General features: G+C 65.4%; 16 protein-coding genes and 1 tRNA gene. 3 read left to right on the top strand and 14 right to left on the bottom strand.

The genetic code is table 11. The annotated features are described in order from the left end of the window. Positions 1 to 96 precede the first annotated feature (96 nt). From DCM80_RS19975 to DCM80_RS19990, 4 genes are all read right to left on the bottom strand, one after another. A complete protein-coding gene (locus tag DCM80_RS19975) occupies positions 97 to 363 on the bottom strand; it encodes a hypothetical protein (RefSeq protein ID WP_028134933.1) in 267 nt (88 codons plus the stop codon). A 291-nt stretch (positions 364 to 654) separates the two neighbouring features. After that, positions 655 to 1,032 carry a TIGR02301 family protein gene (locus DCM80_RS19980; protein ID WP_257193268.1) on the bottom strand — a complete coding sequence of 126 codons (378 nt, stop codon included), beginning with the start codon at positions 1,030 to 1,032 and terminating at the stop codon, positions 655 to 657. Between the two features lie 46 nt (positions 1,033 to 1,078). Then, on the bottom strand, positions 1,079 to 1,522 hold the full coding sequence (locus DCM80_RS19985) for an NUDIX hydrolase (RefSeq protein WP_257197983.1): 444 nt from the start codon (positions 1,520 to 1,522) through the stop codon (positions 1,079 to 1,081). Positions 1,523 to 1,540: 18 nt separating this feature from the next. Next, the gene (locus DCM80_RS19990; protein ID WP_028134936.1) at positions 1,541 to 2,041 is read right to left on the bottom strand and encodes a hypothetical protein; all 501 of its coding nucleotides are present in this window, start codon (positions 2,039 to 2,041) and stop codon (positions 1,541 to 1,543) included. Positions 2,042 to 2,103: 62 nt separating this feature from the next. On the opposite strand from DCM80_RS19990, the gene DCM80_RS19995 reads away from it, so the two are divergent. Beyond that, complete coding sequence (locus tag DCM80_RS19995) at positions 2,104 to 2,862, top strand: SOS response-associated peptidase (RefSeq protein ID WP_257193269.1); 759 nt, start codon at positions 2,104 to 2,106, stop codon at positions 2,860 to 2,862. A 112-nt stretch (positions 2,863 to 2,974) separates the two neighbouring features. Here the strand turns inward: DCM80_RS19995 and DCM80_RS20000 are convergent, their stop codons facing one another. The 6 genes from DCM80_RS20000 to DCM80_RS20025 form a co-directional block, all read right to left on the bottom strand. Continuing rightward, complete coding sequence (locus DCM80_RS20000; protein WP_257193270.1) at positions 2,975 to 4,168, bottom strand: CaiB/BaiF CoA-transferase family protein; 1,194 nt, start codon at positions 4,166 to 4,168, stop codon at positions 2,975 to 2,977. Positions 4,169 to 4,300: 132 nt separating this feature from the next. After that, positions 4,301 to 5,230, bottom strand: coding sequence for a glycine/sarcosine/betaine reductase selenoprotein B family protein (locus tag DCM80_RS20005; RefSeq protein WP_257193272.1), 930 nt, complete (start codon positions 5,228 to 5,230; stop codon positions 4,301 to 4,303). A 280-nt stretch (positions 5,231 to 5,510) separates the two neighbouring features. Beyond that, complete coding sequence (locus DCM80_RS20010) at positions 5,511 to 6,092, bottom strand: NUDIX domain-containing protein (RefSeq protein ID WP_257193273.1); 582 nt, start codon at positions 6,090 to 6,092, stop codon at positions 5,511 to 5,513. 9 nt (positions 6,093 to 6,101) lie between these two features. Beyond that, positions 6,102 to 6,545 (bottom strand): GNAT family acetyltransferase, encoded by a 444-nt coding sequence (locus tag DCM80_RS20015; protein ID WP_257193274.1) that lies wholly within the window; start codon positions 6,543 to 6,545, stop codon positions 6,102 to 6,104. Then, positions 6,542 to 7,969, bottom strand: a complete 1,428-nt coding sequence (locus tag DCM80_RS20020) for an FAD-binding oxidoreductase (RefSeq protein WP_257193275.1) — start codon at positions 7,967 to 7,969, stop codon at positions 6,542 to 6,544. The genes DCM80_RS20015 and DCM80_RS20020 overlap by 4 nt, the downstream gene beginning before the upstream one ends. Positions 7,970 to 7,992: 23 nt before the next feature. Beyond that, positions 7,993 to 8,982: an L-threonylcarbamoyladenylate synthase gene (locus DCM80_RS20025; protein WP_257193277.1), complete on the bottom strand. Its 990-nt coding sequence runs from the start codon at positions 8,980 to 8,982 to the stop codon at positions 7,993 to 7,995. A 68-nt stretch (positions 8,983 to 9,050) separates the two neighbouring features. On the opposite strand from DCM80_RS20025, the gene DCM80_RS20030 reads away from it, so the two are divergent. Beyond that, positions 9,051 to 9,127, top strand: a tRNA-Pro gene (locus DCM80_RS20030). A 578-nt stretch (positions 9,128 to 9,705) separates the two neighbouring features. Here DCM80_RS20030 and DCM80_RS20035 read toward each other — a convergent pair. From DCM80_RS20035 to DCM80_RS20045, 3 genes are all read right to left on the bottom strand, one after another. Beyond that, a complete protein-coding gene (locus tag DCM80_RS20035; protein ID WP_257193278.1) occupies positions 9,706 to 10,800 on the bottom strand; it encodes an XRE family transcriptional regulator in 1,095 nt (364 codons plus the stop codon). Between the two features lie 70 nt (positions 10,801 to 10,870). Continuing rightward, the gene (locus tag DCM80_RS20040; protein WP_257193279.1) at positions 10,871 to 11,467 is read right to left on the bottom strand and encodes a hypothetical protein; all 597 of its coding nucleotides are present in this window, start codon (positions 11,465 to 11,467) and stop codon (positions 10,871 to 10,873) included. A 216-nt stretch (positions 11,468 to 11,683) separates the two neighbouring features. Continuing rightward, positions 11,684 to 12,190: a hypothetical protein gene (locus DCM80_RS20045; RefSeq protein ID WP_257193280.1), complete on the bottom strand. Its 507-nt coding sequence runs from the start codon at positions 12,188 to 12,190 to the stop codon at positions 11,684 to 11,686. A 76-nt stretch (positions 12,191 to 12,266) separates the two neighbouring features. Here DCM80_RS20045 and DCM80_RS20050 point away from each other — a divergent pair, with 76 nt between their 5' ends. After that, positions 12,267 to 12,731: a fasciclin domain-containing protein gene (locus tag DCM80_RS20050; RefSeq protein ID WP_373569417.1), complete on the top strand. Its 465-nt coding sequence runs from the start codon at positions 12,267 to 12,269 to the stop codon at positions 12,729 to 12,731. A gap of 96 nt (positions 12,732 to 12,827) precedes the next feature. Here the strand turns inward: DCM80_RS20050 and DCM80_RS20055 are convergent, their stop codons facing one another. Next, on the bottom strand, positions 12,828 to 13,154 hold the full coding sequence (locus DCM80_RS20055) for a hypothetical protein (RefSeq protein ID WP_257193282.1): 327 nt from the start codon (positions 13,152 to 13,154) through the stop codon (positions 12,828 to 12,830). Positions 13,155 to 13,302: the final 148 nt, after the last annotated feature.

A 13,302-nucleotide genomic window follows, 5' to 3' on the forward strand; every position in this document is an offset into this window, starting at 1 on the left:
TGCAGACTTCGCGAAGCTATTCGCCAATCCGCTTTGCAAAGTCATTCATCCGTTGACTGGCCCCGCCCGCGTGGCGGGGTCATTTTCGGCAGGGCCCTATTGCCTGCAGATGTCGACCGAGAACTCGCCGTTGCGGATGCGGCCGGGAAAGCCTTCGACGAACTTGGCGACCGCGTCCTCGCCATAGGTGCCGACCAGTTCGGCAAAGGCTGCAAACAGGCTCGCCTGTGCCAGGCAGTCGCCGTCGACGCCATCATGGCGCGCCTCGGCCCAGGCCTCGTTGAGATAGCTCAGTGCGGCCTGCTTCTGCTCGTGGTCGGGCAGCGGCGCGCGGGCGGGGGCGTAGGAAATCGGCTGGCTCATGAAACTCGATCAGGGCTGGGGCGCGATCCACGGCGATGCGCTGTGCAAAAAGGTTTAGCACGGTCGTTAACGACCGCTAGGCCACATCTTTAAGAACGGTTAACGGCTGTGAACAAAGTCGATGAGAGGGGTCCCGTGCCCGACAGCCAAACCCTCATGGTGAGGAGGCGCGTAAGCGCCGTCTCGAACCATGGAGGCCCCGCTGCCGCAGCCGGGCCTTTCATCCTTCGAGACGCCGCTTCGCGACTCCTCGGGATGAGGAATTCACAGCGCAGACGTGATTGAATGAATCTAGTTCGCGTAGCGCGCCGTCAGATCCCGCGAGATCTTCGAGCCTTCCTCGATATAGCGGCGGATTGCCACCGTCGCGGCCGGCGTGCAGCTCCGGTAGGTCTGCTGAAAGCCGTTATAGCCGCGGTTGAAACCGGCGATCATGCGGGTGCGGCGCTCGCCGGAGGGGGTTTCGGCATCGATCAGCGCCTGCATCTCGTTGCGCCATCTGTTGCCCTCATTGGCCCCGCAGATGCCGCGCAGATAGTGCAGCCCGCCGAGGATCTCGGCCAGCCGCTGCAAATCGGCGTCGAACGGCGCCGCCACGTCCTGAGCCCTGGCGGGTCCGCAGGCGCAGGCGAGGATCAGGACAGAAATGGCCAGAAATCGCGTGGACATCGGCGGGGTGTATGCCGCGTCGAGGCCGGAGACGCAAGGCGAGCCGTCAGGCGGCGATCAGCCGCGCGGCGGACTGGATCACCTCGTCCAGCCCCCCGGTCAGCTTGAGGCCATCCAGGCTCGCCAGGGCGTCCGGGGCGATCCAGCGGTAGTCGTCGAGCTCGTCGTTCAGGACCGGCTCCTGGGCCACCCAGCGGGCCGCAAACGACATGATGAGGTAATGGCCGGCGCCGGGCGCGGCGGGCAGCACCTCGCGCCAGCCGGCAAGGCCGACGATCGCGATGTCGAGCCCGGTTTCCTCCGCGACCTCGCGGCTCAGGGCCTGGTGCAGCGATTCGCCGAACTCAACCCGGCCGCCGGGCAGCGAATAGAACCCCTTCGCCGGCGAGCGGGCGCGGCGGGTCAGCAGCACCTTGCCATCGCGGAAGATCGCGGCACTGACGGCGAGCTGGGGGTGGGGGGGGTGGGCGGGCTGAACGGGCGAAGCCATTTTCTTCAAGCACCCGGCTCAGTTCGCCATGATGGTGTCGACGTCGGCCTCGGCCCCGCCATGGATGATGCCGCCGCAGGCCGCGATCAGCGGCTTGACCCAGAGCGCGGCCTGCTCGGCGAGGCGGATTCGTGTCGTATCCTTCTCGACCTCGCGCATGGCCGAGCCGACCGCGGTCAGGATCGAGGTCATGGTATCGGTGATGTGGTCGAACTGGGCGCGCACGTTGGGATCGGCCTTCTCATAGGCCTCGATGGCGAGGTCGCGCGCCTTGAAGTTGGAGGCCGTGAAATGCTCGGCGTAGGATAGCGGCGTCCAGGTCAAGAAATCGTCCGCGCATTCCGGCATGTCCGGAACCATTTCCAGCAGCATCACCGCTTCATTGAAATGGTTGAGATAGTCGGTGGCAAGCCCGGTCCGCGGGTTGATATTGGCCACGCGCAGCCGCTCGGCCCAGGCGGCGGCCTCGGGGCCCGTCTGTACATGCGTCCGCGCGGGTTGGGAGGCCGTTGAGCTCATCCGCCGCAGTGTTAACGTTCGGGGTTAAAAGGACCTGAACGGACCCTATATAGACACCTCGGATGTGTGGACGCTTCGTCATAACTTCGGCCCCCGCGGCCTTGCGGCAATTGTTCGGCTATGTCGAGCAGCCGAATTTCCCGCCTCGGTACAACGTGGCGCCGACACAACCTGTTCCGGTCGTTCTGATCGAGAACGGCGCGCGGCATTTCCGCTTGATGCGCTGGGGCCTGTTGCCGACCTGGGTCAAGGATCCCCGCGGGTTTACGCTGCTGATCAACGCCCGCTCCGAAACCGTGCTGGAGAAGCCCGCCTTCAAGAATGCGATTCGCCGCCGGCGCGGCCTGATCCCGGCCGACGGCTATTATGAGTGGAAGACGGAGGGCGGCCGCAAGCAACCGTTCTTCATCCACCGCGCCGACGGCGCGCCGCTTGGTTTTGCCGCCTTGTTCGAGACCTGGGCCGGGCCGAACGGCGAGGAGCTCGACACCGTCGCGATCGTCACGGCCGCGGCAGGCGAGGATCTCGCGGCGCTGCATGATCGCGTTCCCGTCACCGTCAGCGAGCGCGATTTCGAGCGCTGGCTCGACGTCAGCCGTGACGAGGTCGATGCGATCCTGCCGCTGATGACCGCCCCGCGCGTCGGCGAATTCGCCTGGCACCCGGTCTCCACCCGCGTCAACCGCGTCGCCAATGACGACGAGCAGCTCGTGTTGCCGATCAGCGCGGAGCAGATGGAGGCGGAGGCGCCGAAGCCGAAGAAGGCGACGCGGAGGGTCGCCGCTGCTTCATCGGATGACGGGCAGGGGTCGTTGTTCTAAGCCGCAGTGCCGGAGGGTGAGCAAAGGCGCTCTTGCGCCGTGCCCACGATCTCTCGCTTCAACGCGCGATGGTGGGCACGCTTCTCTTTGCCCACCTTACGAGAGCGGAGTCTTAAACGACCTCCTTCGCCCGCAACGCCGCGATCTCCCCTGCACCGAATCCGAGCTCGCCCAGCACCGCATCCGTATCCGCGCCGAGCTCCGGCGCCATCCGGTCCAGCCGGCCGCCGCCATGGGCGAGCTTGAAGCCGCTGCCGGCGAAGCGCAGCCGGCCGTAGGGCGTGTCCAGCTCCTGGATCGCGCCGCGCGCCTTGATTTGCGGATGGTCGATCACGTCCTCGACCTTCCAGATGCTGGCGCAGGGCGCGCCGGCGTCCTCCAGAATGCTCTCCCATTCGCGCGCCGGCCGTGCCGCCAGCGCCGTCTCGATGATGGCGCGTAGCGCCGCCTCGTTCTCGTTGCGCGAGAACCAATCGGCAAAGCGGGGATCAGACAGCGTGTCCTCGCGGCCGAGCGCAGCCATCAGCGCGCGGTACTGTTTCTCGTTGTTCACGGCGAGCAGGATGTGGCCGTCGCCGCACTTGAACAGGTTGGCCGTGGTCCTGCGGCTCACCGCCTGGTTGCCGGAGAGCGTCTGGCGATGGCCGGCGACCGACCAGTCCGCGATCTGCCCCGACAGGAACGCCAGCGTCGCCTCCAGCATGGAGACGTCGATCAGCTGCCCCTTGCCGGTGCGGTCGCGCTGGTACAGCGCGCTCGAGACACCGAACGCAGCCGTGGCGCCCGACAGCACGTCGCAGACCGCAAAGCCGGCGCGCGTCGGTCCGGTCTCGGGATGGCCTGATATCGCCATGATGCCCGAGAGCGCCTGCATCTTGCCGTCATAGCCGGGCCGCAGCCGGTCCGGGCCGGTCTGGCCGAAACCCGATACGGCGCAATAGATCAGTTTCGGATTGATGGCGGACAGCGCCTCATAGCCGATGCCGAGCTTGTCCATCACGCCGGGGCGGAAATTCTCCATGACGACATCGACGCTCGCGGCGAGCTTGTTCACGATCGCGATCGCCTCCGGCTTCTGCAGATCGAGCGTCAGGCTGCGCTTGTTGCCGTTGACGGCCTGGAACGCCGGCGCCAGCCCGCGCTCGGCCCATTCCCGGGAGAGTGGCGTGCGGCGCATGTCCTCGCCCTCGCGCCGCTCGACCTTGATGATTTCGGCACCGAGCAGCGCGAGCTGGTAGCTGGCATAGGGGCCGGCCAGCACTTGCGTGAAGTCCAGGATCTTCACGCCCTCGAACGGTCGCGTCACGTCGCTCTCCCATCCTATTGTTATCGGACGACGTCAAGCATGATCCGGAAAAGTGCGAAGCGGTTTTCCGGAAAGATCATGCGCAAAGACAATCTAAAGCGCGATGACGATCCAACCGAATCTCATCGCGCTTTAGGCGGCGCGGTTGCCGCGCGCGATCTCCTTCTGCTTGTCGAATTCGGCGCGGCGGCGCGCCAGCTCCTCCGGCGAAAGCTGGGCGACGTTGTTGTAGTCGAGCTTCCAGGAGGCGTCCTCGCTCCAGCGCAGCGGCGACTGCATCGTCGTCTGCGGGCCGCTCGCGGTCTCCAGCAGCTTGAGTGCCAGCTCCAGCGTCTGCGCCTGCGAGGCCACGTCGTGCGGCTTGCCGGCGGAATTGCCGAGCGGGAAATCGGAGAACAAAAAGCGCGGCACCGCCGCGTGCTCGATGATGTCCTTGGCGCAGCCCATGATCACGGTCGGAATGCCGCCTGCTTCGAGATGCCGCGCCACCAGCGCCGTGGTCTGGTGGCACACCGGGCAGTTCGGCACCAGCACCGCGACGTCGACCTCGTCGGCAAGGCAGCGCGCCAAAATTTCCCGCGCGTCGGTGTCGAGCGTGACGCGGTGGCTGCGATTGGTCGGCGCGCCGAAGAAGCGCTGGCTCACCTCGCCGATGCGGCCCGCAGCACTCGCCTTCAACAGCTGCGGCAGCGGAAACCAGGTGCCGTTGTCGGTCGCGCTCGTGTGCTTGCGGTCGTAGCCGATGTGCGAAATGCGCAAATCGTGCTGCTTTGAGGTGTCGCCGTCATAGACCTGGTAGAACTTCGCAGCGCCGTTATACGCCGCGCCCGGTCCCTGGTCGCCCTTGGCGGGATCGTAGGGCGCGGCGGTGGTGATGATGGTGACGCGCGACTTCGCCAGCGGCTTCTTCAGCGGCTGGAACGGCGCTGCGGTGTAATGTGCCCAGCGATACGGCGTGGGGTAGCCGATCGCCGCGTAATAGTCCCGCGTGCGCTGCATGTAGGGGACGGGAGAATCATGATCGGGCGCAAAGCCGAATTCGTCGTCGCGCGGAGCGGACATGGGCGCGTCTCCTGGTTCTTGGTTGGAGACAGACTAGAGGGAGTTTTGCGGTTGCTCAACGGGGGGAGGGAGGATGCAGGACAGAATTGCAAATCAAGGTGGGGCCAGTGCTGCGCTTGCCCTCTCCCCTTGTGGGAGAGGGTGGCTCGCCGCGTGAGCGGCGAGACGGGTGAGGGGTCTGGCTCCGCGAGTCCAACTCTCAGAGAGCTCGTGGACAGATACCCCTCATCCGGCGCTTCGCGCCACCTTCTCCCACAAGGGGAGAAGGAGGAAAGCACACCTACCTGAACACATGCAGCGCCGCATATTGCAGCAGCATGATCGCCTTGGCGTCGATGATGCGGCCATCATTGATCATCGCCAGCGCCTCGTCGATGGAGAGCTCCAGCACCTCGATGTCCTCGCCCTCATGCTCCAGGCCGCCGCCGTCGCCGACCCGCATCTCGGGCTCGTACTCGGCGACGAAGAAATGCAGCTTCTCGGTGATGGCGCCCGGGCTCATGAAGGCCTCGAACACCTTGTGGACGTGGTGCAGGCGATAGCCGGTTTCCTCCTCGGCCTCGGCGCGGATGCGCTCCTCGGGCTCGGCATTGTCCAGCACGCCGGCGGCCGCCTCGATCAGCAGGTCGTCGTAGCCGCGGATGAAGGCCGGCAGGCGGAATTGCTTCACCAGGATCACGGTCCGCCGCGCGAGATTGTACGGCAGCACGGCGGCGGCGTTGTCGCGCTCATAGGTCTCGCGCTTCTGCGTCTGCCACTCGCCGCTGGCGCGCCGGTACTCGAACGTCGTGGTCTTCAGCGTGGTCCAGCCGTTCGAGAGCACGCGGACGTCCTTGATGCGGACGCGGTCGGAAATGGTCATGGCGGGATCTCAGGTGATTGGCGTCGTGGCGCGGCCGTCGAGCCACTTCTGGAACATCACGGAGGTCGAGAGCTCGAAGCCGAGCGAGCCGTAGAACGCGTTGGCCGGCGCGTTCTCGCGCCGGACCAGCAGCTGCAGCTTCGGGATTCCGGCCGCGCGCAGCCAGTCCTCGGCCGCCGCCATGATGACGCGGCCGAAGCCGCGCTTCCGGCTATCAGGGTCGACCGCGACGTAATAGACCCAGCCGCGATGGCCGTCATGGCCGACCATGATTGTCGCCGCGATCACGCCATTGGCGCGGCCGATCAGCACGGTGGAATTGTCGCGCCGCCGCGCCAGGGCGATGTCGGCATGGGGATCGTTCCACGGCCGCGTCAGGCCGCAGCGCCGCCACAGCGCGACGACCTCCTCGACATCGGCATCGGTGATGGCGTCGATCGCGAGCGCGCTCACAGCACCTTCCCCGGGTTCATGATGCCGTGCGGGTCGAGCATCGCCTTGATCGCGCGCATCAGCTCGATCGCGGTCTTGTCCTTGACGTCGGGCAGCTCGTCGCGCTTGAGCACGCCGATGCCGTGCTCGGCGGAGATCGAGCCGCCCATGCGCAGCACGATCTCGAACACCACCGCGTTCACCTCGTGCCAGCGCGCGAGGTAATCGGCCGTGTTGGCGCCGATCGGCTGGCTGACATTGTAGTGCAGATTGCCGTCGCCGAGATGGCCGAACGGCACCGGCCGCGCACCGGGGATCAGCTTCACCACCGCGGCGTCGGCCTCGGCGATGAAGGCGGGCACGGCGGCGACGGGAACGGAGATGTCGTGCTTGATCGAGCCGCCCTCCGGCTTCTGCGCCGCCGACATCTCCTCGCGCAGCTTCCAGAAATTGTTGCGCTGGGCAAGGCTCGACGCGATCACGGCGTCGTCGACGATCTCCTCCTCCATGGCGCGGCCGAGGATCGTCTCCAGCGGCGTGCGGGCATCGTCGCCGGGAGAAGACAATTCCATCAGCACGTACCAGGGATGTTTTTCTGCGAGCGGGTCGCGCACGTCGATGCCGTGGCGGACCGAGAAGTCCACCGCCATCTCCGAGAGCAATTCGAAACTCGTCAGCGCATTGGCGGCTTCGCCTTGCGCGATCGTCAGCAGCTTCAAGGCCGCGTCCGGCGATTTCAGGCCGACATAGGCGGTCTCGACCGCCCGCGGCTTCGGAAACAGTTTCAAGCTCGCCGCCGTGATGATGCCGAGCGTGCCTTCGGCGCCGATGAAGAGGTTGTGCAGATTGTAACCGGTGTTGTCCTTCTTCAGCTTCGACAGCGTGTTGAGCACGCGTCCGTCGGCAAGCACGACCTCGAGCCCCAGGGCCATCTCGCGCGCGACGCCATAGGCGAGCGCGGCGGTGCCGCCGGCATTGGTGGAGAGATTGCCGCCGATGGTGCAGCTGCCTTCGGCGCCCAGCGACAGCGGAAACAGCCGGTCGACGTCGGAGGCCTTCTGCTGCGCCACCTGCAGCACCACGCCGGCCTCACACGTCATGGTGTTGGAGGCGGTGTCGACCTCGCGGATCTTGTCCAGCCGCCGCAGCGACACCACGACCTCGCCGTTGTGCGGGGTCTGGCCGCCGACCAGCCCGGTGTTGCCGCCCTGCGGCACCAGCGCGATCTTGTGCGCGGAGGCGAGCTTGCAGATCGCCGAGACCTCCGCCGTCGAGCCCGGGCGCAGCACCAGCGGCGAGCGGCCGTGGAACAGATTGCGCTCCTCGGTGACGTAAGGCTGGATGTCGTTGGCGTCGGTGATGGCGTGGCGCTCGCCGACGATGTTGCGGAATTGCTCGATCAGCTCGGGCGCAAGCGGCGGAATAGCGGGTGTATTGACGTTCATTCTGGTGTCTCTTCTCAAGCTTCTTATCGCGCCACCGCCGCCCGGCGGAGCCGGTCGTTGATCGCCTCGCCAAGGTCCTCTTCGGGAATTGCCATCACCGCGATCGCCCGGGGACCCTTCGCATCGAGCGCGCGAAGATAGCCGAACAAATTGGCGGCGGCTTCATCGAGATCACCGCTGGGCGACAAATTCATGACGGCCGACGCGGTATCGACGCCAGGCAGGCGCGCGGAGCCGAACGCCAGCAGCGCTTCGCCCGGCGCCACCTCGCGCGCGTTGAGCCGCACGGAAGCGCGCGGCGCGTAATGCGAGGCCAGCATGCCCGGCGCCAGCGGCTGGCTGTCGTCGCTGCCCGTTTCCGCAGGCGGCCGCGCCAGGCTCGCGCCTAGCACCGCCTCGATCCGCTCGCGCGATAGGCCGCCGGGCCGCAGCAGCATGGGCGTCTCGAAGCAGCCGACGATGGTCGATTCGACGCCGACCGTCACCGGCCCGCCGTCGATGATCAGGTCGATCCGCCCCGAAAGGTCGCTCTCGACATGGGCGGCCAGCGTCGGCGAGACGTGGCCGGAGATGTTGGCCGACGGCGCCACCACGGCCCCGCCGAAGGCGCGCAGGATCGCCTGCGCGACGGGATGGGCGGGAATCCGGATCGCGACGGTGTCGAGGCCGGCGGTGGCGAGATCCGCCACCGGGCAGCCCTCGGCCTTCGGCACCACCAGCGTCAGCGGCCCCGGCCAGAACGCTTCCGCCAGCTTCAGGGCGCGCGCGTCGAACCGCCCGATCCGCCGCGCCGCCGGGATATCGGCGACATGCGCAATCAGCGGATTGAACGCCGGCCGCCCCTTGGCGGCGTAGAGATGGGCGATCGCGCCTGCGTTGGCGGCGTCCGCGCCGAGCCCATAGACCGTCTCGGTCGGAAACGCGACCAGCCCGCCGGCCGCCAAAGTCCTGGCGGCAGCCTCCGCGCCGGCCGCGCCGGCCGGTAAAATCAGCGTTTCAAGGCCCGTTTTCACAGGGACAAAATTCCTCATCTCGGCCGCTTGCGGTGCGTCAAACCCGACGCTATAAGCCGCCTTCTTGTCGGAGTGTGGCTCAGCCCGGTAGAGCACTGCGTTCGGGACGCAGGGGTCGCAGGTTCGAATCCTGCCACTCCGACCAACAACTTCAATGACTTAAGCCTGTAGCATTTTTTAGGGCCCAAGGAAGGGCCCAAGAAATAATTACAGTGGGTCGGAATGATCCGTCGCCCGCGATCGTTTTAGATGCCGCAGCGTTCCGCAAAGCGCGGATCCTATCGCTCGTCGGGTCCGAGCACCTCAACGGGCCAACCAAAATACGAATATAGGAATTCGCCGCCGCCCCCCCGATCGGTCAGCTTGACCCGAAGCCGGAAGCGCGTCCCTACGGGATGGATCCTTGGGTTCATTAGGTCCTTGCTGCACTCGACGCGCAAGTGCGTCGGGAATTCCTCGCCTGGGACCGGCCTAATGTGGACAGGGCCGTGCAGCCCCGCGGTGCTGTCAGGATAGTAGCTTTCCACAATACAGTATCGGTACGGCTCGTTCGGCTTCGCCATGATAGACACCAAAGGTTGGAGTCAGCGCCATACTGGCTGGACCTCTGGCACATTTCCATAGCTTTCGACAATCCAAAGTTGCCGCGGGCGGTGCAGCGCGACCGTCGCTATCGCCGCTTGTCGGCCTGCCCGCTGCTGTCGTTGTGCCTACGTTCCTGCGTCACTGAATGATCCGCAGGTGCCCCCCGCGCGCCTTGCCACCTTCGCCCGGCAGGTTGATGTCGTAGGTCTTGGCGACCTCGACCTCGTTCATCTTCAACATCTTCGACAGATCGGCCAGTGTGTAGCCCATGTCGTTGAGGTGCAACGAGACGAGATCGCTGACCGTGTGGGGCTGCTCCGGGGCGAAGTCGAGTTCGGGTGGCTCGCGAAGCCGGATCTTGTGAATATTGAACTGCTTCCAGATGTACTGCGACTGGGTCTTGTTGAGGGCACCGGCGCGCTCGGCCGCGAACACCAGCGAACCCATCGACACCTTCCACTCGGGCTTCAGCGCAGCGAGCGTACGCAGGTCGACGCGGCGGCCCGCGATAGACTGCTTGAAGTCCTCCGTCGGCACCAAGAGGCACGACGCGAACGTGTCGGCCTCGTCCTCCATGTTCCGGGTCGGGAACGCATGCATCACGATATGCCCGAGTTCGTGGGCGAGGGTGAAGCGCATACGGTCGGAGGGATGCGCGCGGTTGAGCACGATGAGGTGCGGCATGCCGGGCACGGAGAAGCGCACGCCGGAGACGGACGACCCCCCCAGGTCCGAGTGCGCGACCAAGATACCGGCGTCCTCGACGAGCGCGGTCAGATCCTGGATCGGTCCATCCGGCACCTGCCAGAAGCGGCGGACCAGGCCCGCGATCTTCTCGGCGTCGTTGTCGTACTCGTCGGCGTCGAAGCGCGGTAGCTTATTGACTGGCTCGAGATCGGTCGCATCTAGAAGTTTGCGCAGGTGCATGACGCGCACGTTGAGTTCGGCGACGATCCGGTGAAGCTCGGTTGCCGACACGTTCGACTTCTTGCGCCACATGGGCGCATGGACGCTCACAGGCGCGCCGTAGACCGCGTCGGTCTGCGCGAAGAACTCCTGGGGCACCGAGAAGATCTCGGCGGCCGCCGCCAGCAGTTTCTCGCTCGGCTCCTTCAATCCGTTCTCGATGCGGGACAGTTCGGCGTTGGGCACGCGCAGGCATTCCGCAGCCTCGTTCTGCGGGAATCCGCGTAGCTGCCGCGCCAAGCGCAGCATGGTCCCAGTCTTCGGCATGCAGCAGTCCTTCACTCCCGAGTCGGCGACGATTCTCGTTTACGCCCAGTTAACCGCCCAAAAGGGGCGGTCAGGACGCTTCGCCGCCCTTCTTCTTGTTCTTGGCCGTGTCCTTGAGCTTGGCGACGCTGCGGCGCCGCGGCTGCTGCGGAACGGCGGTCTTCTGCGGAAACTCGATGATGCCCTGCTGGCCGCCGGGCAGTTCGTAACTCCAGAGCTGGCCGTCGCCGTTGCGGGCCGTCACATGAACGGAGTCGTAGCCGGTGCCGAGCGAGTTCACTTGCCAGCAGATCTCGACCTTCATCGCCGACGGCACGTCCGCGAACGGGATCGCTGGATCCAGGAAGTTGTCGTTGGCGCCGGTCCGGATGTTGCTGCCCTTGCCGCGTTTGACGGCCTTCTTGAAGCGCGCCAGCACCTTGCCGTCGAACAGGAAGCGCGCCGTCGAGCCGGTCGCGAACACCACCGCACCCGGCTTGTTGTTGAACTCCGCGATCGCCGCCCGGATGACGCTGTCGAATACGTCGACGGAGTCGGTGCGCTTGTAAATGTTGCCGGCGCCGCGCTTTGCGAGAAAGTCTTTGAAGGCCTTGTCCAAGACCTTGCGGATCCGCTTGTTGTACGGCTCGAGGACCACGCGGACTTCCTTCTCGATCGGCAGCGACATGTGGGCACGGCTCCAAGGTGAATCGGTCCGACAACCCTATCAGTTTCGTGCCAAAATCAAAGAATTATTTTCAAGTTCTTTGCAAGATCCTATTAATTCATTGATTTTATTAATCTTTATACTTTTCAATTGGAGTATGGAGATTCCACTTAGGGGCTATTGTGTGTCTCGGGAAAAGGATTCGACTGACCGGCACTAGACCGCTCCATGTGGATATTAAGGAGACGCCGTTGAAGGGAACGCTGATCCAATTCGATGCCGAGGGTGACTGCGACGACCTGATCGCCGACCTGCGCCGGCGGCTGAAGGCGGAAACATCCAGGCGGTGGTCCGCCGCAGCCCGGCCGCCGGGTTCTTGTCGAGGGGTCTCACGGCGCAGGACGCCTCGACCTTCATGCACCTTATGTCGAGCCAGAACATGTTGCCGGCTTCCATGACGTCGAACAGCTGGACTTCGATCTGCTCGAAGATCGTAAACGTGACGTTTACATGCTTGGTCAGCACGAAATGGTCGCGCGCATCAATTTCTGACGTCGCCTTGATGCGTGGGTAGAATGAGGCGAAATCCATCGAAGTTATAAACGGGGAGCCCTCGATGCTCTCTCGATCGTCCGCCCCCGCGGATTTCTCGTGATGTGGTGATCCAGCCGTCGCGACGTTTCGTTTCCTCCGGGTCGATCGCAACTGATCGGACGATGGATGTGCGGCATCGCGTGCATCCATTGCTTCGTCATGGCCTCACTCACATCTGGAGAATTTGATGACGCCCGCAATTCGTTCGTTCGTGGCCGGAGCGGCCATGGTCGCTGGCCTGCTTGGTCCATCCGTGGCGCGCGCTGCCGACATCGTGGACACCGCGGTGTCTGCCGGTTCGTTCACCACATTGGTGACAGCCGTGAAAGCGGCCGGCCTCGTGAAGACGCTCAAGAGCAAGGGCCCCTTCACCGTGTTCGCGCCCAGCGATGCGGCGTTCGCCAAGTTGCCGCCCGGCACGGTCGAATCGCTGTTGAAGAACAAGGCCAAGCTGGCGGCCATTCTGAAGTATCATGTCGTTCCGGGCCGCGTGAAGGCCGCCGACATCGCCGGCAAGTCGCTGCAAGTCGCCACCGTTCAGGGCCAGCCCGTCAGCGTCGATGGACGTTTCGGTGTCCGCGTCAATGACGCGCACGTCATCCAGCCCGATATCGAAGCGTCGAACGGCGTCATTCACGTCATCGACACGGTGCTGATGCCGCCCGCGCGCGCAAAGAAGATGCATCACTGAGACGCTTGACCGTCACCGGCCTGGCCGCTGCGGCGGCCAGGAATGGTGGCCTTGATGGTGGTCTTGGGAAGCGGATCGCGGTCGGCGCGAGCAGCCTTATCGCCGCGCTACCAGCACGCCGACCAGAAACGCCACCATTAGCGCCGGCAGCGGCGCCTCGCGCACCATGCCGCGCACGACGTCGGGCCAGTGCTGCTCGGGGACCAGTCGCGGCGACCGCACCTTCGGCGCCGGTTCGATGCCCCAGTGTGAGGCGAGGTCGGCGACTTCGCTTTCCGCCAGTCGCACGCCGTCGCGGACGCGGAAGATCGCGGCCTCCGCGCGCTCGCGCGGTGCGAGCTGCATCAGCGTCGCGACCGCCGTGCGCAACGTCATCTCGCCAAAACCTTGCAGCCGCACCTGCTCCTCGGGCTCGGACGTCATGCGAAATCCCTCACGGCGCTAAACCCTCACAGTGGCGCGCGCGGCGAACGCCGCCGTCGCGCGCAGCACCAGCATGGACACCGCGCCGGCCACCTCGCGCGAGATGGGCTCGCGTCAGGTGCCCGGCCATGACCGTGCTCCATCCTCT

This window comes from Bradyrhizobium sp. WBOS08 (assembly GCF_024585125.1).
Lineage (GTDB): Bacteria > Pseudomonadota > Alphaproteobacteria > Rhizobiales > Xanthobacteraceae > Bradyrhizobium > Bradyrhizobium japonicum_B.